Here is a 24,739-nt window from a genome sequence, read left to right as displayed (position 1 = left end):
CTTACGATCTTTAACCAGATCCCCGCCGTCCTATATATATATGTATGTTATTGCTGAACGTCCGCCGCGCTAGGTTGTGTGCTCTTCACACACAACTTGGATATTCAAATGGCTGTTGTTTCAAAAAATACATCAAGTCCGTCGACGGTCGAGCTGGATCAAGGGGAGGCACTCAGCGCGCAGGAACAATTTCAATTCAAGCAATTGGCGCTGCTCGACAACAACCAAGTGGCGCTGTCTCGTTTGTTTGCCCGCGTTCCGACATTTGATGTCGTGATCGAAAATTTCCTGATTAACACCATCAAATCAAAAATCGCCGCCAGCGCGTTTCGTGCGTCGCTGTTGGAATCCATCGAACCGGATAGTTGCTACGTCAATCATTACACCGCTAACGGGGACGGAGCCCGCACGCTGACTTCCTCGCAGCGCTTTTCCGATGTTTTATGGAACTGCTTGCTGACCGATGCGCCGCCGTCCTACACCCAAGGCGGGGTGGGGTTCTTCACTCGTGGCGACTCGGTGGAGGAAGCCCACAGCCTTTTCGCAAAACCGGTAGACGAGCGGATCCTGCGGGCCATGGAATCCGCGTTCTATATTGCCAACCCCACGACGAATGACCGCTTGAGACAGCAGTTTCGTGAAGCACTCGTGCTGTTTCGCAACGACAAGAACGGAAGCCGCACGCTCGAAACGTCGACGCCCTCTACTGTTGAGGCGACCTTTGCCCGACTGCTTTCTCAACGGTATCTGCACTTCTTCGACCTGTACAAAGCCGATTTCGCGCCACCGCCAACGCAGGAGTCTCGTATCCAGCAGAACGAGGAAAACCGCCTGTTGGACATCATGACCACCCATCCTTCCATGGCGGAAAGAAGCCGTTTGCTCCGCAAACCTGTTCCTCAGGTCTATGCGGTCATGCTCGACAGGCAAAATGCAGCACCGCGAAAATGGCCGGCGGCGATGGTGATCAAGTCTGCGCAGAGCAGAGTGTTGTTCCTGTATTCCTTGGAGGGTGGGATACAGCGGTTCCGTTCTTTTGACGATATGGTTGCGACCGTACATCCCTTGTACGAGGGGCAGCAATGCAACATCCGGGACATGGCTTCGCAAGTGTCCGGCAATGTATTCGAGGTCGCGGCGGCGGATCTGCTGGACGTTCAAAGCACGGCTCTGGAGAGGGAACTGAACGCCGCCGAAAATGCAAAAATCGCTTTGAAAGATTTTGCCAAGGCAGTGGAAGATGCATTGGGCTTGCCGATGTTATCGCTGGCCGCCCCACTGGCGGTACGCCAGCGAACAGTCAACGAAAACAACCGTCCCGACTTTTTTAAAAATGCGCCACGCTCGCAGCAGACTCAATATCGCCGGCTGGAAGATAAGGTATTCCAAGCGGTTTATAACTTGGGTAGCGGTATCGAGACATTGATTCAATTTACCCGACGAAAAATCAAACAATACCTTCAGCAACGTGTTCACCCCGGGATCGACCCCGATCCGGATAAAACCCTGGTGACGCTGACCTTCGGCAGCAAAGCCAACCCGAGACAGTCTCGTACGGTCAGCTTGACCCAGTTGATGCTCGACAATATCCGACCCCATCAATATCCCAACGCAATGAGAGAAGTATTGAGCATTCATCTTGTCGATGAAAAGGGCCACCGCGTTCGCCACCCGGTCAGCGGTTTCCTGGTCACATTGACGGGACGTGAACTTGCCGGCATGGCGACGACGATCGACGCCGGAGGCAGTTATGAGACGTTTCTCAGGGAGAAAATGAACAAACCAGACTACAAGGATGCCTGGCGAGCAGCGTATCTCGTCAATATGAAGTTCAAGGGCTACGAGGCCGAGCTCAAGGGCGACGCCGTATTCAAGGCGACGGTGGCCGATAAGTCTTTCAACCCACCCAATGTGCGCAAACTCGTTGTCTGTTGGCTGGAGGCCGTCTTGCATTCGCCCACGGCAGCCACCCGCGCGTTGGTGGGTGGACAAAAAGTGCAGGTTCATGGGCTATTGCTGGGTGGTAGCGTGGGCGCAAGCGGGCAACACGGTTCGATGCGCAATGCGACCAGTATCGAAGGGCCGCTGATTTTCACGAGCCAGGGTGGCCCGGATATCAAGGGCACGGTGGGTGTTTATTTTCCTGATAGCCCCGATGGCGATGATTTCCACGAGTTTGCCGATTTAAGCGACGGCATAGCGCAGCTTTTGCTGCAAAAAGATTGGCAGGACTATTTCCGCTCACGTATCGCCACGACCAAACCCGAGGAGATTGCCCAGGCTTTGGGGCTACGCAGCCGACCCTTGATCCGAGGCGCGCTGATCACGGGAGACCTGCTGGACGCGCTTCATCGAGCTCATGTCAATTTCCACAGCGCCTACGCGGACGACCGTTCCAGCAGCAACCTGGAAATTCGCCATCAAAGTTATGCCCGGGCCCTGACGGTGGCAACCGAGATCATGATGGACTTGGCCGGGCTGCTCATTCCTGGGTTCAGATTGTTCTCCTGGTACGTAAGGGCTGGGCTGTTTGTTCACCGAACCGGTGCCCTGCCCCTGGATTTCAAGACCCTCGTTTCCATCTTCAAAGTGACGAAAATCGGCGCTAAGACCAGTGCCCGGCAAGCGACCGTGCCGGTCAGGGGGCAATCCACCTATCTGGTTTCTCCGGCTCGTCAGAGTCAAGAGGTGCTGACAGGCCTGCCCCTGGAAGAATCCGTTTATAGCCGTTATGCGGTCACCGACACTTCAGTTATCCGGGGAGTGGCGCAGGACGCCCAAGGTTTCTATCGCGCGACTGTCGTCAACGCCAGCAATGGCGGCGTCACGCGTCCTGTCTACATCAGGCAGCCTGATGGCACGGTGTTCCGCGTGCATGACCACACCAGGCTGACGGCTACCGAAGCGATCATCGTCGACCCTGCGACGGGTGCGAACATCCGCTCAAGTGGCGTCATGAGAAATACCGTGGCACGCATGCCGAACGGAGAATGGCGTGCTGTGGGGTTTGGTCGTGGAGGCGGAAAGCGTCCGGGAAGCACATCGCCCAAGCCCGGCCCTTCGCAACCGAAAAAACCCGCCGTGTCGGCTCCCGCTCTTTGCGAGCAGATAAGACGCCCGCGCACTTGGAACAACGACATCATGGACTTGGTGCCTCCACTCGTCACCCGTCTTCCCAATTGGCCGCAGAATCGAAGTCTGTTGATAATCGATGAAATCGCGCCTGACCATCATTGGTCCGTTCGCTTTACGCCAGGGCAAGCCGAAACCATCTATCCGTCGGGCCTTCATCCGAACCGGGCCAGTACGGATATCGTCCTGAGGCGCAGTGACCAGAACCACTATGATCTGTTGCTGGGCAGTAGGGTTCGACGATTCGCCGCAGATGGCGACTGTTTCTTCAATGCCGTTGCCGCGGGTTTGAATGAGGGGCGGGCAGGGCAAACGTTCTCGATGCAAGGGCTGCGCAATGCGGTGGCCACCTTTATCGAGCAAAACCCGCAGTTGAACCAGTTCCTGGTGCCGCAGCCCACTGGACTGCAACAGGCACTCTTTGAAAACGCAAACTGGCTGGAGCACCTCCTGGATGACTCGGCCGTGCTTTACCTCACCCGAATCGCCTATGGTGCTCCGAATCCCCAGGGTTTATTCCTGCCGACCGTGGATTACCTGAACCTGTACGCCGAAAGTTCAGTCCGCGATGTGCTGAACAAGGCGCAGAGCGGAGTCCTGCCACCGGAAATGATGCAGCAGATTGGGCGCAACCTTTCCTCTCGTTCGCCGGTGCAACTAACGCCTACGGGTACGCCATTTTATGAGGATGAGCGCGCCATGCGGACGTTCTTCGAGGACGTGCTGCTCAAGCCGATAGAGGAGGATCATATCGTTGAGCTGTTGAACAATGAGTACCTGTGGCTCTCCCAGGATGTCATGCACGTCATGCTTGAGTACGGCGTGACTGCCAGGCAACTGACGGATCATCACCCCAGGAATGATTTGGCTTTCGTTCAATACGAAGAAGCCTTGCACGGTCATCTGGACGATGACCAATTGGATGAATTGCTCGACGGTGCCTTGTTGGTGGACCGTGACGATCTCGCGGGTACAAAGGAAAGGTACCAGCATGAATTCGGCATTGTCATAGAAGACGAAGAGGAGCTGTTTCAACAGTTTCTCGCTTATGACAGGGCTGAGGAAATCATTGATTTGCTTACGGTGGCCCTTGAGCGTTACCCAGCTTTGCTCGAACGCGCCAATATTGTCCTGCGATCAACGGCTATCTCGGCAACGTTGGGTAATGAGCTTCCTCTGAGTGTGCTGTCGAGTTGGATACGTAACCCAGCATTGTCCGACGAGCGTCTGCGGCTTATTGCGCTGTATGCCGAATCTCGCCATAGCGCGATATTGAGAGAGGAAGGCATTGATATCGGTTGGATGCACGCTTTCGATGATACAAATGTTGAGCATATCGTCACCCATATCGATGCTCTCGACACGTTCATTGCGCTTCTGGGCCGTGGGCAGGCCAATGCCAGCGAGTCGGCAATTGTTGACCTGTTCAGTGTTTCAGGGGCGCCGCCTTCGAACAGCAGGGTTGCGCTTCTGTTCGATACACCGAACGTATGGGCCGAACTTCAGCAGCTCTCGCAAGCGCAAGCCCAGGCAATATGGAGTGACCTGATCGGCCCGCATTTCAGCAATCTGAATGTTCGGCTGGCCCTGGCACGGCCGGGTGCGCTGCGTTCTTCATCGCAATTTGCAACAGCGTTGAGGGCCGGCTTGGGAGGCGAGGAGGCCCACGCCAATCAAATCGTCCAGCGAGTCTTCGGCGTGGGACAAAGCGAGGCTCAACAGTATCTCTACCATTTTGAGTTTCCAACCCGCCGCTTGGGCCACGGCATTGTCGATTTTGCGTCCCATCTGGAAAGCCATATGGCGGTACCGCAATGGGCGTGGCAATACGCGCGGGACGGCGTCACGCCGCAATCGCTGAAGCCGTCCGTGGCAAAAAAACCGTAACGCATCGAACAACTGCTTGTTGAGACTGATCGCAAACAGGCTCGCCCCACATCGCCCACGGTAGGCGCAAATGCCTACCGTGGGCGATGTGGGGCGAGCCTGCGTGCGAACGGCGTCCTGTCAGTATTGCCGGCCGGTCAGGACCGGCACTGCGCCAACCCTCGCAACTGCCCTTCGGGGCCCTGGTTCTCCTCGCCCAACCAGCGCTCGAACCCGGCCCTGATCGCCGGCCACTCCGAATCCAACATGGAATACCACGCTGTATCACGGTTCTGCCCCTTGACCACCATGTGCTGGCGGAACACACCCTCGAAGGTGAATCCCAGCCGCTCGGCGGCATATCTGGAACGGGCGTTGGCGTTGTTGCATTTCCATTCCAGGCGCCGGTAACCCAGGGCGAAAGACTCCTTGGCCAGCAAATAGACCGCCTCGGTGCTTTTCGGCGAGCGCTGCATCGGCGCGCCGAAGGTCACATGGCCGATCTCGATGCGGCCTTGGGCCGGGACGATGGACATCAGGCTGAGAATGCCCTGCACCTCGCCACTGGCGCGGTCGATCACGCTGAAGAAATACGGGTCGCTGTTGGCCGCATGGTTGTTCAGCCAGGCATCGAACGCACCGCGATCCTTGAACGGCCCATAAGGCAAGTAATCCCAGAGCTTCGGATCGGCACCGGGGCCTTCGAGGGCTTGCCAAAGCCCGTCGGCATGCCGCGCCGGGTCGAGTTTTTCAAGGCGGATGTAACGCCCTTCAAGCAGGTGCGCAGACGGCGCCGGGACACCTTTCCAATCAGCGAGTGAAGACGACATGCGGTGCTCCTTAAAGGGCCTTGCGAAATTGAATGTAGCCTGGACGCTCGGCGACTCGCTCGTACAGCTGGATCGCCGTGGCGTTGGTTTCGTGGGTCAACCAGTGCACCTTGCAGCAGCCCTCGGCCTTGGCGGTGGCGTAGACGAATTCGATGAGCTGGCGACCCACGCCGGTGCCACGGCTCTGTTCCGTCACCAGCAGATCCTGCAGGTAGCAGGAATTCTCGATACTCCAGTTCGACCGGTGATAGATGAAATGCACCAAGCCCACCGCCGTATCGCCATCCCAGGCGAGGGCACCATGGGTCGGCTCGCTGTCATCGAGCAAGCGTTGCCAGGTGCTTTGGCTCACCGCGTCCGGCAGCTCGGTCTTATAGAAACGCAGGTAGGCTTGCCACAACGGCAGCCAGGCGGCGTGATCGTCGGCGCTGACGAGGCGGATTCGGGGTTGGCTCATGTTCACTCCTTGGACGAATGTTCAGGTAGCAGGTGGGCGAGGGCCTGATCAAGCGGGTCAGGGCTGGCCGCGAGCCCGTTGCGTACCCCGGCGACATCCGCAGGGCTACGGTTCTGGCTGAGCTTGCGCTTGCCTTCCAGGCGCTGGATGGGCAGGGCGAAGCCGACGATGGCCTTGAGCATGCTGTCGATGTATTCGGCCGGTGCATCGTCGATCTTCCATGGCTGTGCGCGGCCGGTTTCATGGCGGTCGGTGAGGGCGCTGACCAGGTTACGCAGGCGATGGGCGTCGCTGAACACCTCAGCGCTGCCGTAGGCGTGGACGGCCACGTAGTTCCAGGTCGGCACGACCTTGCCATGTTCGGCCTTGCTCGGGTACAGCCCTGGGCTGACATAGGCATCGGCACCGGCGAATATCACCAGGGCTTCGGCCCCGGCCTCCAAATCGCGCCATTGAGGATTGGCCCGGGCCATGTGCCCGTAGAGGCTGCCGTTCGGCCCTCGTTGCGTGTCCAGCAACAAGGGCAGATGACTGGCCTGCAAGCCGTGTTCACCGTGGGTGACCAATACGGCAAGGCGGCAATCGCCTATCATCTGGTGCAGTTGAGGCAGGTCTTGGACGGCAAAGGCTTTGGGGTTGTACATGACGATTTCCTTGGCGAATGCGACCATCCTAGGCTGGCCATTGGTCCGTGGTAAGAGCCAGTTACAGCGATTTTCGTAGGTCCATTCGCGCAGGTATTACGGTCCACGTGCCGCCATGCCCCAGCATTCAGCTGCACTTTCATGTCATGGGAGACGGGGATGCATGTCCTTGCCAGATCGACGTGAAGGCACGGTTGACGATCTTCATTCAGAACTGGATCTTTCATGTCGATGGTACTTAAAAGACGGTTCAAGCCCCCCGCCGCAAGCGTACTGGCGAATCCGTACCGGTTCGAACTTTCCAATAATCGTGCAGAACCTGACGGGTTGAGCTTTGTGTGATGCGTGAGCCGGCGCAGCCTTTGATGATTTCCCTTGGCGAATGGGCCTGTGCGAGGCAGGCTAATGGTCCGTTGCATGAGCCGGTTGTGGCCCATTCGATAGGCCCATTCGCGAGGGTTTCCATGAATCACGCCGTGCCGCCGCTGTCCTTCAATCCCGCTGGAATCGAGCTCGACCGGAGCCAGGGCCTCAGCCGCCAGCTTTACCAGGCGTTGCGTGTCCGAGTGCTGGATGGGCGCCTGGCTAGCGGCATGCGCCTGCCGGCCAGCCGTGACTTGGCGGGGGCCTTGTCGATCTCGCGCAATAGCGTGGTGCGGGCCTACGACCAGCTCTACGCGGAGGGTTTCATCGAAGGGCGGGTCGGCGATGGGACTTATGTGGCGAAACTGTCGTCGTCGACGCTGCCGTTGACCAACATATCCACAAAAGTATCCACAGGATTATCAACAGGCTTACCCACAACCTTATCCACAGACTGGCTCGATTTACCTGTGGGTCCATCCAGTAAAGTTATCCACAGTGACGGGTTGAAGCGGGTCGAAATGCATCATTTGGCCCCGCCGCCCAGTGGCCCACCGTGTGCATTCAGGGTGGGGATCCCGGCCTTCGATCTTTTCCCCTTCGACGTTTGGGCCAAGCTGAATGCGGCTTTCTGGCGCAAACCGGATATGCAAAAGCTGTGTTATGGCGACTCCCAAGGTGATGCACGCTTACGCGGGCTGATCGCCGCTTACCTGCGCAGTTCGCGGGGTCTGCATTGCACCGCTGAACAAATTGTGATCACCAGTGGCGCGCAACAGGGCATCAGCCTTTGTGCACAGCTACTGGTCGACCCTGGCGACGTCGTGGCGGTGGAAAATCCCGGCTATCGCGCGGCGGGCCATGCATTCGCGGTTGCCGGTGCCGACGTCAGGGGCGTGCCGGTCGATGGCGATGGTCTGGATTGCGCGGCCCTCGGTACGTTGAGCCAATGCCGGCTGGCTTACGTCACGCCGTCCCATCAATATCCCACCGGAGTCGTCATGAGCCTGGCACGGCGGCTGGAACTGTTGGCGTGGGCCGAACGCAACGAGGGTTGGATCGTCGAAGATGACTACGATGGCGAGTACCGCTACAGCGGCGCACCGCTGGCGCCGTTGGCCGCGCTGGATCGCCAAGGCCGTGTGCTTTATGTCGGCACGTTCGGCAAAGTGGCGTTTCCGGCCTTGCGCCTGGGCTACCTGGTGTTGCCCCCAGGCCTGGTCAACGCCTTTGCCCGGCGGCGTGCCGTGGACGTGCGCCACTCGGAAGTCAGCACCCAGGCGGTGATGGCCGAGTTCATGGCCGCGGGACATTTCCAGCGGCACATCCGACGTATGCGCCGGGCCGCCCTGGCCCGGCGTGATGCGCTGCTGGCAGGTTGGCCCAAAGGTGTCGCGGGGGTTGGTGTCTTACCCGCCGTGGTGGCCGGGCTGCATGTCACGGTGCCGGTGGAGAGCGTCGAGCGTGAAGCGGAACTGATCGCCCAGGCGGCTAGCGTGGGCGTGGAAATCAATGGCTTGAGTAGCTATTGGCTGCCTGCCACGCCGACGCAAGCGCGAGCCGGCCTGGTGTTGGGATTTGCGGCGGTTGCGCCAGCGGCGATACGCATCGCGCTGGCGAACCTGACAAAGGTCTGGGCAAGCTGAGCCGGTAGCCGGGCAGCAACTGCCGGCCCGACTAACGGGTCTCAGGGCCTCTCTCTGGTGAAGAACACCTGTCGCGCATGATCCACGGCGATTTCGCTGCGGTAATAAGCAATCAGCTGACGTTGGCTCAGGCCTTTCCTTGAAAAGTCGACGATTGCGGAATTCGCCTGTTCAGGGGTTTTCAGGCGCGCCGAGAGGAAGGCTCGGTCAGGCACCCAATACGTGGAATAGAGGAAGTCTGCGAACCAGAGCGTCTTGGCGGTTTTCCGGTCTCTGATTTCATACCGATCGAGATAACCTCTCACCGGAGTCTTGATGCGTTGGCGGCTCATTCGTTTGGTGATGTGGATCTGGTTTCGGTCTTTGAGCCAAATAACGCCACTCATACTGGGCGGGCTCTGTTTGATGACGTCCAGTACGGTCTCGAACTCTTGCGCATAAAGTGCCGTCGACTCCGTTTTAAGTTGCAGTCTCAAGGACTCGGCCGCGCGCTTTTTTTCCTGCGACAGCCCAGTTGTTTCGTTTGTGACGGTGTTTTGTGCCTGGTCGAGCGCCGTCTTGATCGCGGCACCGACTTTTTCCATCCTGCTTGCGTGTGCGTTGAGGACCATTGCGATACCGGCAGGCGTCCGGTTTGGCTGCTGCAGGTCTTTTTCGATTCCTGCCTTGAACGCAGCCAGCCCGTCGATCAGCCCTTGGCCTTTTTGCACGCTTGTTGCCAGGGCTGGTATGGCCAGCGGTGCGGCGTTGGACGTCACATGGGGGGCCCACTCGCCGGTTTCCTTGCGGTGGAAGGTGACGATGGTTTCGTCCGTGAACGGATTCTTCACATCGACCCAACCCGTTTCCTCCCGGGACATCGATAAGCGAGGCACGCCGCTGACGACACCCCAGAATCGGGCCCTGATGAATTTCTTCCTCGGCTGTGGACGTTGTTCCTGAGGGCCGGCTGTTCGTCTCTGATTGCTTCGCTCATCAAGAGCCTGGGCCAGATGACGCAACGCGCGTTTTTTCGAATCATTTATCCGGTTTCGCAGGCGCAAGAGCCGCGTTGGGATGGCGCTGCCCTGGTATTCGTTTTTCATGTAATCGAGGTGTTCTTCAATGGCCGCGAATTGTTCGGTCAGGCTGCCGAGTGCTTCGATTTGCTCGTCCAGCCGGATCACGCTTCGCTCGTCGATTGCATCCAGCATGCTTTGGAACGCCACCGTGGCATTGTCGACAATACGGTTCATCTCCACCCAGCCTTCAGGCATCGTCTCGACGCTTTCCAATGACAAACAGAGGTGGCGATACATATCCAGCTGTATGAGGCGCAGATCATCGCTTTTGTACGCGGGCATTTTTCCACGGTGTTGCCGGACATATTCGAAACCCTCGCGCCCCAGCTGCTTGAGCCTGGTGAAACGTGTCTCCATGTAGTCCAGGCGCTCGATCATTGCGTCACTGGCAGAGACCATGTTTTCGGCCGCATCGATGTGTTGCTGTTCTACCGCTTTGACCGTAGACGAGATCATCCTCATCGCTTCGGTCATGGCCGGGGTGAAGTGTTCTCGTAACAGATCGATTTCTGCGAAGGTGAAGTTTATCTGGGCGTTCAGATAACCCAGGCTTATCCGAGGGTAGTCTGGCCTGGACTGGAAGACGGGCCACTCGACCAGGGTTTTGAGTGCTTTTTCGTAGCTCTGTCGCTGTGTTTCCAGCGTCGTCAAATATTTCTTGCGGTGCGTTTCCTTGGCTGCGCCCGAAGCCTGGTTCATGGCTTGTGCGTCCATCGCCATCAGCCGTTCGTTTGCCGGCTTTTGTTGTTCAAACCTCTTGAGGTCCTCGAGGAGCTGGATGTTGCGACGTTGCGCTTTGGCGATGACCTTGCGCCGAGTGCCTTTTGAACCGGCGCCGCGTAGACGCAGGCGACTGTCGATCTGCCACTGGCCTTGTTCATCGCGCATCAGCGGAGGACCATCGCGTGCTTCGTCCACGATGCTGACCTGCTCTCCTTCTGCTCTGACCTTGAACCATTTGTCCGCCAATTTCGCATACCAGTGCCCGTTGCTCTGATAGAGCCCCTTGAGCGCGCCTTCGCTTTCGGGTTGACCAGCGCTGTCGGGAGCCTCGGTGCTGAAACTGTCGAGAAAGCTGGTGTCCTTCTTGGACTTGCCCATCAAGGCGCCACTGGTGTGGATGACATCGTAGTGCTCTCGCGGCAGCTCTGTTTGGATGAGCGGTGCCACTTTCTCGATGATCAGTTCGGGTTTTGGTTTTGGCAGGGCTGGAGCGGCGGCTGTTTCCGGCGCTTCTATCGGGCGTCTACGGCTGCTTGCCCGTGTTCGTTCAATGACGATGTTGAGCAGGCCCAGTGCCACGTTGAGCATCAGGTCGACGAACGTCTCCCACTTGGCCTCGCCCGTGAGTTCCTCGTTGCCCCCTGCCAGTCGTTCGGCGTCGCTGAGAATTTGCCAGAGCCAGATTGCCGTGTTTGCCGTGGTTCCCAGGTAGGGCAGCGCCAGGCTGAGTATCAACCAACCCGTTTGCTTGAAAGATTCCCAACGGTTCTCGCTATTGGAAACCGATTGGCGGTCGGCGAGCGTGACCAGGGCATTTGCATTGACTTTGAACAACAGTGGCATGAAGTCGGCTCCCAGCGTCTCGTTGCTGAGGTTGACGGGGCCGATATCGGAAAATAGCGTCAATGGGTTTGTCGCGAATTCCACAACGGCCCAGGGCGAGGGCAGGGCTCCGGGGAAAACAAAGCGACTGTAATTTTCCCGAACCCCGTCGGGCAGCCAGGCCAGCACCGATTTGCGCAACGAATCGCTTTGCCGGATTCCATACAGCATGTTGCTGAACGAAGGGAACTGACACAGCTGCGGCTCAAGCAAGGGTCGATAAAGCAAGCAAGGGCCGGCGCTTGGCGTGCGTGGACCGATCACGAACATGTTGGCAACGATGTCTTCGGAAAGACCTATTTGCGGCTCGGACACGAAGGCCAGTTTCCGCAGGACGATGGCTTGTCCTTCGACTTTGCGATCATCTTCGAAGGGTTGCATCAAGGCCGAGACATAACGGCAACCCAAGTCATCGATATTGCCCAACCCGCGGAGTTTGTTCTCGAGCGCCAGCATGGGCAGTTGTATGCGTAACTGTGAGGTATACAACGTCTCGCGTCGGGCCGACTCTTTCGGATCGTCGAGCAGCTTGCGCTTGATCAGCTCTGGATAGACGCGGCCGATATCAACCTGAGTGATCAGGTTTTCGATGTAGTCGACGGTCATCCAGTCGGGAAGCTCGGTCTCGTCGAGCGACTTGACTGTCTTATTACCCGTTGGCAGCGCTATCAGGTTTTGCAGCGCCAGTTCGACGAGGTTGAATCGTGTGACATCCGTTTTGAAGGGAACAACGAAGGTGCCCCAAACAACGGGGCTTTTGATCTCGATCTCGATATTTTCCGGGGTGAGCGTCGAGGCGTCTTCATGGTCCGATTGCATCTGTGTCTTAAGGGCAAGCGAGGCGTATTCCTTGATGGGAAGAATATCGTCCAAGTAGGTCTTGCCAGCATGGGCGCTGCTCAGTGCCGACAGGTTTTTCATGTGTTGGGCGAATTGAATCTGGTCGGACGCCGACGCATCTTGAAGCCATTTGGGTATCTGTTGCTGATACCAGCTTTCGCCAGGCCCTGTTTCCAGCTCTTCGGATGTAGGCGGTTGCCCTTCAGTGAAGTGGGTATTGCTCCAGATTTTTGGGGTTCCAAGTACCTTGATCTGTGTGGCGATGATCCCACAGGCCTTGCTGTCGAAGAGATTGCCTTTGGGCTCATAGAGCCGCCACCGTATGCGAGAGGGGCGCGTCAGTCTGCCCAGATGGTTTGAAAGCGTTTGTCCAAGTGCCTCTCGTGAGTCGAACTTTTCATAACCATTGAGTAACGAATGGGTGAGGATGACCTCCTTTTTCTCGATCTGGCCGATCAGCACGACCAGTGAGTTTTCGTTGACGCGGCTTTCCTGGCCGTCGTCCACCGCCTTGATGTCGACCAGATAAGCATGGCTGTCGTAACTGTCCTCTCGGTCTTTTGGGTCGGGGAAGAGGAACAGTTGCCGGGCCATGTCGCATTCAGTCGCTGTCCATCCGTCGATTTGTGTGACGTCCCACAGCTTGCGCAACGTGTTGGACAGTTCATGCCAGCGTGGGCCGTCGTCGCCGAATGGGACATTCCAGTACGCCAGTTGTTGTTCCTGGCTCGCCGGTAACATGGCGGGTACCAGTTCGTTGATCAGGCGCCCGATCTGATCGATACGCACGGGCAAATGCACCGGGGGCACGGTAATCGGGAGCTGGGTCAGAAAATGCAATCCCTCGATCAGCAGCGTGGGCTGATCAGTATCCACCCGTGCGGCCAGGAAATCGCTGAGGGTGGTATAGACCGCGGGACGCTCTACGATTTCGCCATCGACAATGGCCCAGGCTGACTCGCCGACGATGGTGTTGAAGGGGTCGATGTCCAACGCCGGATAGAGATCCTTGAGCGCATCCCGCAGAAGGACGGCGGCCACTTCCGGGTAGGTGGGGCCTGCCAGTAACTGGTTGAGCAGCGCACTTCTGATAGTCACATCGGAGGCAGGGTGGGTGCCGGTAGGCTCTGGTGTCATTCGAACGTCCTTGTCTGCAGATCAATGAAAACCCGAAGCCGAGCGCTTCGGGTTTTCCATGCTAGAGAGGCAGGGGACGCAAGGGGCGGTAACTATTTATAGAATAATCGTCTGATTACTGGCCGGATTTGACTCGCGTCCAGGCCCGCGTGCGTGCGCGTTCGGCATCCCTCGGCAACGGTTGCAGCGTATAAAGCGAAGCCATGGCCGCCTCGGTCGGGTACAGGTTGGGATTGCCGCGGATCGCCGGGTCGACCATTTCGGTGGCGTCCTTGTTCGGGTTCGGGTAGCCGACAAAGTCGCTGATCGGCGCGATCACCTTGGGCTGCAGCAAGTAATTGATGAAGGTGTAGGCATCGTCCGGATTCTTCGCGCCTTTGGGGATCGCGAGCATGTCGAACCAGATCGGCGCGCCTTCCTTGGGCAGGCGCATGTCTACCGTCACACCGTTCTTGGCCTCCTTGGCCCGGTTGGCCGCCTGGGAAAAGCTGCCGGAATAACCGACGGCCACGCAGATGTCGCCGTTGGCGATATCCGCCATGTACTTCGATGAATGGAAATAGGTGATGTAGGGCCGGATTTTCAGCAGCAGTGCTTCAGCCTTGGCGTAGTCCGCCGGTTTCTTGCTGTTGGGGTCCAGGCCCAGGTGCTGCAAGGCCAGGGGCAGGATTTCCGACGGCGAATCGAGCAGGGCCACGCCGCACTGCTTGAGCTTGCTGATGTTTTCTTCCTTGAAGATCAGGTCCCAACTGTCCACGGGCGCGCTGTCGCCCAGGGCTGCCTTGACCTTGTCCGGGTTGAAGCCGATCAGGATGGTGCCGTACATGTAGGGCACGGCGAATTGGTTGCCGGGGTCGTTGGCTTCGATCAGCTTCATCAGCTTGGGATCGAGGTGATTCCAATTCGGCAGCTTGCTGCGGTCCAGGGGTTGGAAGACCCCGGCTTCGATCTGCTTGGCCAGGAACACATTGGACGGTACCACCACGTCATAGCCGGCATTGCCCGTCAGCAGCTTGGCCTCCAGGGCTTCGTTGGTGTCGAAGATGTCATAGATCAGCTTGACCTGGCTGTTCTGCGCCTTGAAATCGTCCAAGGCCTTGGGCGTGATGTAGTCGAACCAGTTATAGACGCGCAACGTGCGCTCCTCGGCCTGGGCGGCGCCACACAGCAGCGCGGCGCACAGGGCCGGGGCCATCAAACGCTTGAGTCTGTTCATGCTGTTGTTCCTCATTGGGCGCTTTGGAAACCTTCCAGGACATTCACGGCATTGACGCCGATTTCTGCCACCGCGTAGCCGCCTTCCATCACGAACAAAGTCGGCTTGCCGAGGGCGGCGATGCGTTTGCCCATCGCCAGGTAGTCCGGGCTGTCGAGCTTGAATTGCGAGATCGGATCGTCCTTGAACGTGTCCACGCCCAGGGACACGACGATGACGTCGGCGTCGTAGCGTTGGACCTCGCCGCAGGCTTGCTCCAAGGCGGCGCTCCACGTGTCCCAGCCTGAGCCGGCCGGCAAAGGGTAGTTGAAGTTGAGGCCTGCGCCTTTGCCTTCGCCGCGCTCATCCTCGTAACCGAGGAAGAACGGAAACTCCGCCTCTGGATGGCCGTGGATCGACGCGAACAGCACGTCGCTGCGGTCGTAGAAAATCGATTGGGTGCCGTTGCCGTGGTGGTAATCCACATCGAGGATCGCGACTTTCTTGTGCCCCTGGTCGAGAAAGGCTTGGGCGGCGATGGCGGCATTGTTGAGGTAGCAATAACCGCCCATTAAATCGCCAGCGGCGTGATGCCCCGGCGGGCGACATAACGCAAAGGCGCTGCGGGCACCGCCCTGGATCTCGGCCTGGGCGGTGAGGGCGACCTGGGCTGCGCTGTAGGCCGCTTGCCAGGTGCCGGCGGTAATCGGCGCACCGCCGTCGAAGCTGTAATAGCCGAGTTGGCCGTGCAGGCTGGTTGGCATCACCGTGCGCAACGTGCGGGCTGGCCAGGTGTAGGGCAGCAGGTCGCCGTCGCGGTTGAATTTGGTCCAGCGGTCCCAGGCGCCTTTGAAGAATTCCAGGTACGCCGGGGTGTGGATGCGCTGGATCGGCCCGAGGCCGAAATCCTCAGGTGCCCTGACCGGACCCAGGCCTTGGGTCTTGACCCGGTCCAGCACATGGTCGGCTCGGGAGGGCATTTCGAAACAGGGCATCAACTGCCCGTCCATCAATTCGCAGCGTCCGTGGTGCAGGTGGTGATCGTCCGAGTAGATCGTCAGCATTCTTGTTCTCCGCAGGGCTGATTCGCTGGATCAAGTCTTGCGCCACGCGGGGTTTAGGAGAACGACAGGAAAGGCCAAAAGGGGATCGAAATGGCCAAAAGGTTTGACCGCAAATCGCCCCTTGTTGGCGCGGGTGTGCGCTGGTTCGGGGCGTGAGTCTACGGCTACCGAAAATCCGTGGCGAGGGATCGATGTTGTACCTCACGCCCTGAACCGACTCGGCGCCACGCCGCTCCAGCGTACGAACGCATGGCGAAAGCTTGCTGTTTCACTGAAGCCAAGCAGCTCGGCGATCCGATAGATCGGCAACTGATCTTCACAGAGCATCTGCTTGGCCCGCTCGAAGCGCAGTTCATCGAGCAGTTCCTGATAGCTGCAACCCAGATCCTTCAGATGCCGGCGCAGGGTGCGCGCCGAGCAGTTCATCTGTTCGGCCAGGCCTTCCAGGCCGGGGGCGGCATCCAGTTGTGCGACGAGCAGTTGGCGGATGCGTCCCAGCCAGGCCTGGCGGCCGGTGAACTCAGTGTTCTGCCGGCGGCAGCGTTCGGCCATGGCGTGATGGGTGATGGGGTCGGCCAGCGGCAGGGGCTGTTCCAGCCAATGGCGATCGAAGGCGAAGGCGTTGTCGATGCTGTCGAAGCGTACCGGGCAGTCGAAGAGGTTGGCGTAGCGCGCCTGGTAATCCGGCGCCGGGTGTTCGAACCGCGCTGCGCGCAAGGGGAGGGGGTAACCGAGCAGGTCGTTGCAGATCACCTTCAGCGAGACCATGCAGAACTCGGCGTTGAACACCGCCAGGGCCGGGTCTTCCCGATAGTCGCTGGCGCTGAGCCAGATGTGCTGGCCGTCGTCGTTCAAGGCCAGCTCGAAGAGTGTTCCCAACAGCGCCGGGTAGCGCAGCGCCAGGCGCAAGGCGTCACCTAAGGTGGCACTGGTGAGCAGGGCATACCCAAGCATGCCGTAGGACGAAACGTGCATGTTGCGGCCCAGTTCCAAGCCGATATCCCGCTTGAGCGCGACGGCGTTGGCACAGACCTGCATTTCCTGGTTGGTGGTGATGCGCGTGTCGGCCCGGCTCAAATCCGCCGGGCTGATGCCGCTGCCGGCCAGCAATGCATCACGTGGCAGGCCGTCGTGCTTGAAGGCATCGAGCACCAGGGAGACGGCGTTGAGGGTCGTGAGGTGGGAATGCAGCATGGTCCGTTTCCAGGCTTGGGAGACGGGAGATGGAGCAAGTTATATGCCGGCCCAGTTTCGCGACGCGAACGCTGGACCCTTGTGGGAGCGAGCTTGCTCGCGATGACGGTGTGTCAGTCGAGGCAGATGTCGACTGGGCTGCCGCTATCGCGAGCAAGCTCGCTTGTATGGTAGGACTTGAAGGGAGGAGGAGGGACAAGGCTCGATTCTGACTGTTCGCGCAGTACAGACCGTGGGAGATTTCGCCCCTCCTCCTTTCACCCAAGCGCCGATAAAGAATGCTTCGGCCTGGATCGACGATAGAGACAAGCCTGCGCCTCTGGGTGACCCCTTCAAGTGTTCAAACCTTAGCCCGGAGGATTTTCAATGGCAATGCCGGTTTCTGTCACAAAGCCGATCGTGGGCGTGGATGTCGCCAAGAACGAGCTGGTGATCTATCACGCAGAGCTTGATGTGTTGGAAGCGATTCCCAACGACAAGGCGGCCATCAAACGGTGGTTGAAAGTACTGCCGGGCCCCGTCGATGTGGCCATTGAGTCGACCAATACTTATCACTTGGACTTTGCTGATTTGGCCTATGAGGCCGGTTGCACAATCTACATGATGGGCGGTTATGAACTTCATCATTACCGCAAAGGCGTAAAAATCCGCGCCAAAACCGATGCGTTGGACGCCAAGCTGTTGGCTCGTTACCTGAAGAACGAAGGGCACGAGCTTCATCCATGGGCGCCGCCATCTCCGTTGTATCGCCAGCTTCTAAGCCTTTTCCGCCGTCGCGCTGCCTTGGTTCAGGCTCGAGTCGCCCTGGTACAAAGCTGGGCCAATGAGCCGCTGCTCAAGACCGCTTTCGCCGAGCAAATCGCAGCTATGCAAAGGCTTGAGGCATTGATCGAGAGGACGATCAAGGATCATCTGAAAAATGCTGGTTTGCTAGGGCAACTGAACCGTTGCCTGAAGGTCGAGGGCATCGGGTTTCTGACCGGAGCCCGCTTGCTTACGGCGTTTCAGCGGGGCGACTTCAAAAATGCAGACGCCTTTATTGCCTTCTTGGGGATGGATTTGCGAGTGTCCCAATCAGGACAAAAAGACGACCGCCGAAGCTTGAGCAAACGAGGCGATCCGGAAGTTCGTCGGCTTTTGCACAACGCAGCCATGTCGGCCAGCCGTACGCCTGCCTGGAAAGGCTTTTATGAAAGACTAAGAGCTCGAGGCTTCGCTACCACCCAGGCGTTAGTGATACTGGCACGCAAGCTTGCTCGGATCGTATTCGCTCTGCTGAAAGGGCAAAGCGAATACCAACCAAAAGCGGCTTGAGGGCTTCCCCTCAACCATAGAATCTCCCACAGGGTTAACAGGGCCTCAGATCAGCTCACCACACAGATCCAGCTCAACCAACCGCCGAACCTCATCCACCGGCAACCCAGCGCCAATCAACGCCTGCAACTTGCCGAACGCTGCCTCGCGGGTCATGCCGCCGCCCGACAACACGCCAACACCGCGCAAGCGGCTGCCGGCCTCGTACACGTCCAGCTCGACGCCCCCTTCGTGACATTGAGTGACCGCGACCACCACCACGCCACTGTCCCGCGCTCGCTCCAGGCTGGCGAGGAACGCCGGGTTGTCGCTCGGCCCGGTACCGCTGCCGTAGCACTCCAGCACCAGACCCTGGATGCCGCTGCCCAGCAGGCCGTCGATGATTTCGGCACCGATGCCAGGAAACAGCGGCAATGCCGCGACGTTCGCCAGTTGCTTCGGCTGTTTGTAATTCAGCTGGGTGGGCAGGGAAGCGGCCTTGATGCCACCGCCCTGGCGTTCCAGGCGTTTGAACGGGTGGCGCCCGAAGCTGCGCACTTTCGCGCAACGGGTCGGCGCCAGCAGTTCTCCGTGGAAATAAAGGTGCACGCCAGGCGCAAGGCCGTGGCCAAGGGCGACCAGCGCGCCGCTGAGATTTTCCCAGGCGTCGCTGTCGGTCACGCCGGCGGGCAGCATCGAACCGGTGAAGCAGACCCGCGCATGCAGGCCCAGCAACTGGAAGCTCATGGCGGCGGCGCTGTAGGCCAGGGTGTCGGTGCCGTGCAGGATCAGCACGCTGTCGCAGCCCTGCACGTCCACGGCATCGACCACCGCTTCGCGCAGTTGCTGCCAGTAGGCCGGGGTCATGTTGGCGCTGTCGATCAGCGGCGACATCTCCCGGAAGCGCCACTGCGGCACCACCAGTTCGGGCTGGCTGTGCAGGTAGTCGCGCATCCGCGCTTCGAAGCCGGATGCCGGGGCCAGGCCGTTGGCGCTGGCCTGCATGCCGATGGTGCCGCCGGTGTAGAGCACCATGACGTGCTGGGCGGCAGGGTAGGTCGAGGCATTCATGGGGGTGTTCTCCGAGGATGAAAACGGCCGCTTGGGTTAGCCGCCACAACATAAGGTCGAGCATGACGCCGACCTTGTGTTGTGTCACGCCGGGCGCTGGGGGTGCGCCCGGTTTTTTTCAAACAGACTGTTGATCAGCGTTGCGCTGCAGCCAGGCTCGCTGGAGCGTTGCCGGAATCGGCAACAGATGCCGACGGGGTCGCAGGCCAGGCTTTGCGGTCCAGGTCCAGGTCCGGGAATTTGCTCGAGTCAAAGACAGGAACCTTGATGCCGGCCGCACGCTGGTCATCGTAGTCACGCAGGATGCGCATGCCGACCTTGAACAGCAGGAACAGCGCGATCAGGTTCACGAACGCCAGCAGCGTCATGGTGATGTCGGCGAACGCGAACACGGTGCCGAGGTTCTCGATGGCGCCCCAGAAAATCAGGACCAGGACCAGCGCACGGTAGCCCATCAGGACCTTGCGGTTTTCACCGACCATGAAGCGCAGGTTGTTCTCACCCAGATAGTAGTTGTAGAGGATCGAGGTGAACACGAACAACGACAGGGCCACGGAAATGAATATCCGGCCCCAGTCACCGACCACGGCCGCCAGGGAGTTCTGGGTCAGGGCAATGCCGTCGCCTTCGAAGCCCGGAGTGTAGAAGCCCGACAGCAGGATCAGCAGCGCGGTGCAGGTGCAGATCAGGAACGTGTCGAGGAACACACTGAACGCCTGGACCACACCTTGGGCGACCGGGTGCTCGACCGACGCGACGGCGGCGACGTTGGGCGCACTGCCCAGGCCGGCTTCGTTGGCGAAAACGCCACGCTTGACGCCCATGACGATGGCGCTGCCGATCAGGCCGCCGAAAGCCTGGTCCAGACCGAAGGCGCTTCTGACGATGGTCGCCAGCATCTCTGGTACATGTTCGAACTGCAGCACGATCACGTAAAGGGTCACGCCGATGTACGCCAGGGTTTTGACCGGAACCAGCAGGTCGGCCACCTTGGCAATACGCTTGATCCCGCCGATGAACACCAGGCCCAGCAGCACCGCCAGGCCCAGGCCGGTGTAGGTGGTGTCAAAGCCGAAGGCGTTGTTCAGGGAATGGGTCACGGCATGGGCTTGCAGGCCGTTGAAGGCGAAGCCGAAGGTGATCAGCAGCAGGAACGCCATGATCATGCCCAACCAGCGTTTCTGCAGGCCGTGCTGGATGTAATAGGACGGGCCGCCACGGTACTGGCCTTCAGCGTCGCAGCGCTTGTAGAGCTGGCCGAGAGAACACTCGAAGAAGCTGCTGGACATACCGACCAGCGCGGTCACCCACATCCAGAACACCGCGCCAGGGCCGCCGAGGGTCACGGCGATACCGACACCCGCGATGTTGCCCGCGCCGACACGGCCGGCCAGGCTGAGCATCAGGGCCTGGAACGAACTGAGCTGGTCGGTGCTGCTTTTCAGGCTGTCACGGAACACCGCGAACATATGAAAGAAATGACGGAACTGGACGAAACGCGAGCGGATCGTGAAGTAGCCACCGAGCCCGACAATGAGCGCGATCAGCACTTTCCCTGAGAGGAAGTCGTTGATGACTTCGAGCATGAGTATTCCTCGCTGTTTTTTGTTTAAGCAATGATGGCCATTTGGAAACATCCTGTTACATCGGTCGGCACGCGGCTCGACAGAGAGGGCGATGTTTCGTCCCGGTCCACTTCGCGGGTTTGTTATTAGTTCGGTTTTCGCATGTTGTGAGGCCTCGTTGACGACGACCACTCATGCGAAGAGGGGCGGCACTATACCTATCAGTGCGGCGCCCGTCTGCACAGTTGTGGTGCATGCGACGAAACGAACCCTTGTATCTCCTGGCCTATCGGTCAGGTTCTTGCGGGAGTAAGCCGGCTCGCGATGGCTGGCGACGCGGGGTACAACGGCAGCGCATCGTGGTTTGTCGCGAGTAGGCTCGGTCCTACAAATTTCGCTAATGCCTCCAGTTGACGGTTAAAAAAAAGGGCTTGGGGAACGAGTCCCCAAGCCCTCAAAAGGTGAGAGGTGTCTAGTCCCTCGACCTGGTGAGCAGTGGTCGCGTCGATCAAGCCTTCAGTGGGACCAGACGCGGGGCAATCATGTTTTCCGGGCGCAGGATATCGTCGAGCATGGCGTCGTCGAGCAAGCCTTCTTCGCGCACCAGCTCCAGCACGCCGCGACCGCTTTCCAGGGCGACACGGGCGATACGGGTGGCGTTTTCATAGCCGATGTACGGGTTCAGGGCGGTGACCAGGCCGATCGAGTGCTCGACCAGTTCGCGGCAGCGCGCTTCGTTTGCGGTGATGCCGACGATGCAGTGCTCGCGCAGCATGTCCATGGCGCGTTGCAGCAGGCGGATCGAGTCGAAGATCTTGAAGGCGATCAGCGGCTCCATCACGTTCAGTTGCAGTTGGCCGCCTTCGGCCGCCATGGTCAGGGCCAAGTCGTTGCCGATGATCTGGAACGCCACTTGGTTGACCGCTTCCGGGATCACCGGGTTGACCTTGCCGGGCATGATCGAGCTGCCTGGCTGGCGGGCCGGCAGGTTGATTTCGTTGATGCCGGTGCGTGGGCCGCTGGACAGCAGGCGCAGGTCGTTGCAGATCTTCGACAGCTTGACCGCGGTGCGCTTGAGCATGCCGGAGAACAGTACGAAGGCGCCCATGTCGGAGGTGGCTTCGATCAGGTCGGCGGCTGGCACCAGCGGCTGGCCGCTAATGGTTGCCAGGCGCTGTACGGCCAGGGCCTGGTAGCGCGGGTCGGCGTTGATGCCGGTGCCGATGGCGGTGCCGCCCAGGTTCACTTCGGTGAGCAGTTCAGGCGCGAGGGTTTTCAGGCGCGCCAGGTCTTCGCTCAGGGTGGTGGCGAAGGCACGGAATTCCTGGCCCAAGGTCATCGGCACGGCGTCTTGCAGCTGGGTACGGCCCATTTTCAGGACGTGGCTGAATTCCTCGCCCTTGGCGGCGAACGCCTGGATCAGGCTGTCGAGGCTGGCCAGCAACGCGTCGTGGCCCAGCAGCAGACCCAGGCGGATCGCGGTCGGGTAGGCGTCGTTGGTGGACTGCGCCATGTTCACGTCGTTGTTGGGGTGCAGGTACTGGTATTCGCCCTTCTGGTGGCCCATGGCCTCCAGCGCAATGTTGGCGATGACCTCGTTGGCGTTCATGTTGGTCGACGTGCCGGCGCCGCCCTGAATCATGTCCACCACGAATTCTTCGTGGAAATCACCACGGATCAATCGTGCACAGGCTTCGCTGATGGCAGCGTGCTTGGCTTCGCTGAGCTGGCCCAGCTCGCGGTTGGCATCAGCGGCGGCTTGCTTGACCATTGCCAGACCGACCACCAGCTTGGGGTAATGCGAGATCGGGACACCGGAGAGGCGAAAGTTGTTGATCGCTCGTAGGGTCTGGATGCCGTAATACGCTTGCGCCGGTACTTCGAGTACGCCAAGCAGGTCTTTTTCTGTGCGGAATGATGCAGCGGAGGACATGATGGAAATCATCTCAATAAGGACCCGGTCAGAGCCGGAACGCTGTGAATCCTAGGCTTTCAGAAAAATTTGGGCCAATGCTGTTAAGCACTGGCCTATGCATATTCGGCATAATGCACGTGTGACGCCGACGATGCGGCGAACGTGTGACCTGTTTTGGTGCGTCCCGGGAGGGCGGTGATGAATCTTGAAAGCAAATGGCTCGAGGACTTCAGTGCCCTGGCCGCGACGCGCAGTTTTTCCCAGGCGGCCGAACGGCGTTTCGTGACGCAGCCGGCGTTCAGCCGACGAATTCGCAGCCTTGAAGCAGCCCTTGGGCTGACGTTGGTCAACCGCTCGCGTACGCCGATCGAACTGACGGCGGCGGGGCAACTGTTCCTGGTGACGGCGCGCACGGTGGTCGAGCAGTTGGGCGAGGTGCTCCGGCATCTGCATCATCTGGAGGGCGGACAGGGTGAAGTCATCCAGGTCGCGGCGGCCCACTCCCTGGCGCTGGGCTTCTTTCCGCGTTGGATCGCGCAACTGCGCAACGACGGGATGAACATCGCCACGCGTCTGGTGGCGACCAACGTGGGCGATGCCGTCCATGCCTTGCGTGAAGGCGGTTGCGACTTGATGCTGGCCTTCTACGACCCGGATTCAGCCATGCAGATGGACCCGGAGATTTTCCCGTCGCTGCACCTGGGCCAGACCGAAATGCTCCCGGTGTGCGCGGCCGATGCACAAGGCCGGCCATTGTTCGACCTTGAAGGCGAGGCCAGCGTGCCGCTCTTGGCCTACAGCGCCGGGGCGTTCCTGGGACGTTCGGTCAACCAGTTGTTGCGCCAGCGGGCCCTGCGGTTCACCACCGTCTACGAGACGGCCATGGCCGACAGCCTGAAAAGCATGGCGCTGGAAGGGCTGGGCATTGCCTGGGTCCCTCACTTGAGCGTGCGCAACGAACTGGCCCGGGGCGAGCTGGTGATCTGCGGCGGTGCGCAATGGCATGTCCCGCTGGAGATCCGCCTGTACCGCTGCGCCCTGGTGCGCAAGGCGAACGTGCGGTTGTTGTGGCGCAAGCTTGAGGGCGGCGTGGCGCAAAGCGTGGGCGGTTCCTGAAACCCACGCGGCCCCCTTGTGGGGATTTGTGGTGTTCCGGCGCTGACCTGCGAGTCAATAAAATCGCCGCTTCAACGCAAAAGACAGATGGTCGGCGAAAGTGCGTTTAATTTACCTTTTTCGGTATACTGCCCGGCCTTCGGTCGGTTCACCCGGCCATCATTCGTACAACAAGCCACGCTGGTTTCCCGCGTGGCTTGTTGTTTTTTGACGCGCCCCAGGGCGCCCAGAGAGAAGAGGCACGACGATGAGTGCACTGGTTGGCGTGATCATGGGCTCCAAGTCCGATTGGTCCACCCTTAGCCACACCGCCGATATGCTGGAAAAGCTCGGCATCCCTTACGAGGTGAAAGTGGTGTCCGCCCACCGTACCCCGGACCTGCTGTTCCAGTACGCCGAAGAAGCCGAGGCGCGTGGCATCGAAGTGATCATCGCCGGTGCCGGCGGTGCGGCTCACTTGCCAGGCATGTGTGCGGCCAAGACCCACCTGCCGGTGCTGGGCGTGCCGGTACAATCCTCGATGCTCTCGGGTGTCGATTCGCTGCTGTCGATCGTGCAGATGCCGGCCGGCATCCCGGTCGCTACCCTGGCCATCGGCAAGGCCGGCGCGATCAACGCGGCCCTGCTGTCGGCGAGTATCCTGGGCGCCAAGCATCCCCAATTCCATACCGTGCTGAAAAAATTCCGCGCTGAGCAGACAGACAGCGTCCTGGACAATCCGGACCCACGCATTGCCTGAGGTTGT

Annotated in this window: 15 protein-coding genes; 5 read left to right on the top strand and 10 right to left on the bottom strand. The window is 59.5% G+C overall.

From position 1 onward, the window contains the following. Positions 1–108 precede the first annotated feature (108 nt). Positions 109–5,019 carry a dermonecrotic toxin domain-containing protein gene (locus J3P79_RS26840; protein WP_434607082.1) on the top strand — a complete coding sequence of 1,637 codons (4,911 nt, stop codon included), beginning with the start codon at positions 109–111 and terminating at the stop codon, positions 5,017–5,019. Positions 5,020–5,156: 137 nt separating this feature from the next. Here J3P79_RS26840 and J3P79_RS26835 read toward each other — a convergent pair whose 3' ends face one another. From J3P79_RS26835 to J3P79_RS26825, 3 genes are read right to left on the bottom strand one after another with little or no spacing between them, the layout of a single operon-like run. After that, complete coding sequence (locus tag J3P79_RS26835; protein WP_434607081.1) at positions 5,157–5,828, bottom strand: GNAT family N-acetyltransferase; 672 nt, start codon at positions 5,826–5,828, stop codon at positions 5,157–5,159. Positions 5,829–5,838: 10 nt separating this feature from the next. Continuing rightward, a complete protein-coding gene (locus J3P79_RS26830) occupies positions 5,839–6,285 on the bottom strand; it encodes a GNAT family N-acetyltransferase (protein ID WP_434607079.1) in 447 nt (148 codons plus the stop codon). A gap of 2 nt (positions 6,286–6,287) precedes the next feature. Then, a complete protein-coding gene (locus tag J3P79_RS26825; RefSeq protein WP_434607076.1) occupies positions 6,288–6,929 on the bottom strand; it encodes an FMN-binding negative transcriptional regulator in 642 nt (213 codons plus the stop codon). 464 nt (positions 6,930–7,393) lie between these two features. On the opposite strand from J3P79_RS26825, the gene J3P79_RS26820 reads away from it, so the two are divergent. Further along, positions 7,394–8,938 (top strand): PLP-dependent aminotransferase family protein, encoded by a 1,545-nt coding sequence (locus J3P79_RS26820; RefSeq protein ID WP_434607075.1) that lies wholly within the window; start codon positions 7,394–7,396, stop codon positions 8,936–8,938. 41 nt (positions 8,939–8,979) lie between these two features. On the opposite strand, the gene J3P79_RS26815 is transcribed toward J3P79_RS26820, so the two are convergent. From J3P79_RS26815 to J3P79_RS26800, 4 genes are all read right to left on the bottom strand, one after another. Continuing rightward, positions 8,980–13,581, bottom strand: a complete 4,602-nt coding sequence (locus J3P79_RS26815; protein WP_434607073.1) for a dermonecrotic toxin domain-containing protein — start codon at positions 13,579–13,581, stop codon at positions 8,980–8,982. A 115-nt stretch (positions 13,582–13,696) separates the two neighbouring features. Further along, positions 13,697–14,797: a polyamine ABC transporter substrate-binding protein gene (locus J3P79_RS26810; protein ID WP_434607071.1), complete on the bottom strand. Its 1,101-nt coding sequence runs from the start codon at positions 14,795–14,797 to the stop codon at positions 13,697–13,699. Between the two features lie 11 nt (positions 14,798–14,808). Then, on the bottom strand, positions 14,809–15,840 hold the full coding sequence (locus tag J3P79_RS26805) for a histone deacetylase family protein (protein WP_434607070.1): 1,032 nt from the start codon (positions 15,838–15,840) through the stop codon (positions 14,809–14,811). A 201-nt stretch (positions 15,841–16,041) separates the two neighbouring features. Continuing rightward, positions 16,042–17,034, bottom strand: a complete 993-nt coding sequence (locus tag J3P79_RS26800; RefSeq protein WP_434607068.1) for an AraC family transcriptional regulator — start codon at positions 17,032–17,034, stop codon at positions 16,042–16,044. 366 nt (positions 17,035–17,400) lie between these two features. Here J3P79_RS26800 and J3P79_RS26795 point away from each other — a divergent pair, with 366 nt between their 5' ends. Then, complete coding sequence (locus tag J3P79_RS26795; protein WP_434607066.1) at positions 17,401–18,348, top strand: IS110 family transposase; 948 nt, start codon at positions 17,401–17,403, stop codon at positions 18,346–18,348. A 45-nt stretch (positions 18,349–18,393) separates the two neighbouring features. On the opposite strand, the gene J3P79_RS26790 is transcribed toward J3P79_RS26795, so the two are convergent. The 3 genes from J3P79_RS26790 to aspA form a co-directional block, all read right to left on the bottom strand. After that, entirely contained in the window at positions 18,394–19,398 is a 1,005-nt protein-coding gene (locus J3P79_RS26790; RefSeq protein WP_434607064.1) for an asparaginase, read from the bottom strand. A gap of 134 nt (positions 19,399–19,532) precedes the next feature. After that, positions 19,533–20,984 carry an alanine/glycine:cation symporter family protein gene (locus tag J3P79_RS26785; protein WP_434607062.1) on the bottom strand — a complete coding sequence of 484 codons (1,452 nt, stop codon included), beginning with the start codon at positions 20,982–20,984 and terminating at the stop codon, positions 19,533–19,535. A gap of 487 nt (positions 20,985–21,471) precedes the next feature. Continuing rightward, the gene (gene aspA, locus J3P79_RS26780) at positions 21,472–22,896 is read right to left on the bottom strand and encodes an aspartate ammonia-lyase (RefSeq protein ID WP_030139110.1); all 1,425 of its coding nucleotides are present in this window, start codon (positions 22,894–22,896) and stop codon (positions 21,472–21,474) included. 180 nt (positions 22,897–23,076) lie between these two features. On the opposite strand from aspA, the gene J3P79_RS26775 reads away from it, so the two are divergent. Together J3P79_RS26775 and purE are read left to right on the top strand one after the other, a co-directional pair. Beyond that, the gene (locus J3P79_RS26775; RefSeq protein ID WP_434607060.1) at positions 23,077–23,994 is read left to right on the top strand and encodes a LysR substrate-binding domain-containing protein; all 918 of its coding nucleotides are present in this window, start codon (positions 23,077–23,079) and stop codon (positions 23,992–23,994) included. A 247-nt stretch (positions 23,995–24,241) separates the two neighbouring features. Further along, the gene (gene purE / locus J3P79_RS26770) at positions 24,242–24,733 is read left to right on the top strand and encodes a 5-(carboxyamino)imidazole ribonucleotide mutase (protein WP_003196369.1); all 492 of its coding nucleotides are present in this window, start codon (positions 24,242–24,244) and stop codon (positions 24,731–24,733) included. Positions 24,734–24,739 lie beyond the last annotated feature (6 nt).

The sequence above is a fragment of the Pseudomonas sp. R1-7 genome, assembly GCF_051132105.1.
GTDB lineage: Bacteria > Pseudomonadota > Gammaproteobacteria > Pseudomonadales > Pseudomonadaceae > Aquipseudomonas.
Note: the sequence above shows the minus strand (reverse complement) of the source record. Positions and strands in the feature narration are given on the sequence as shown.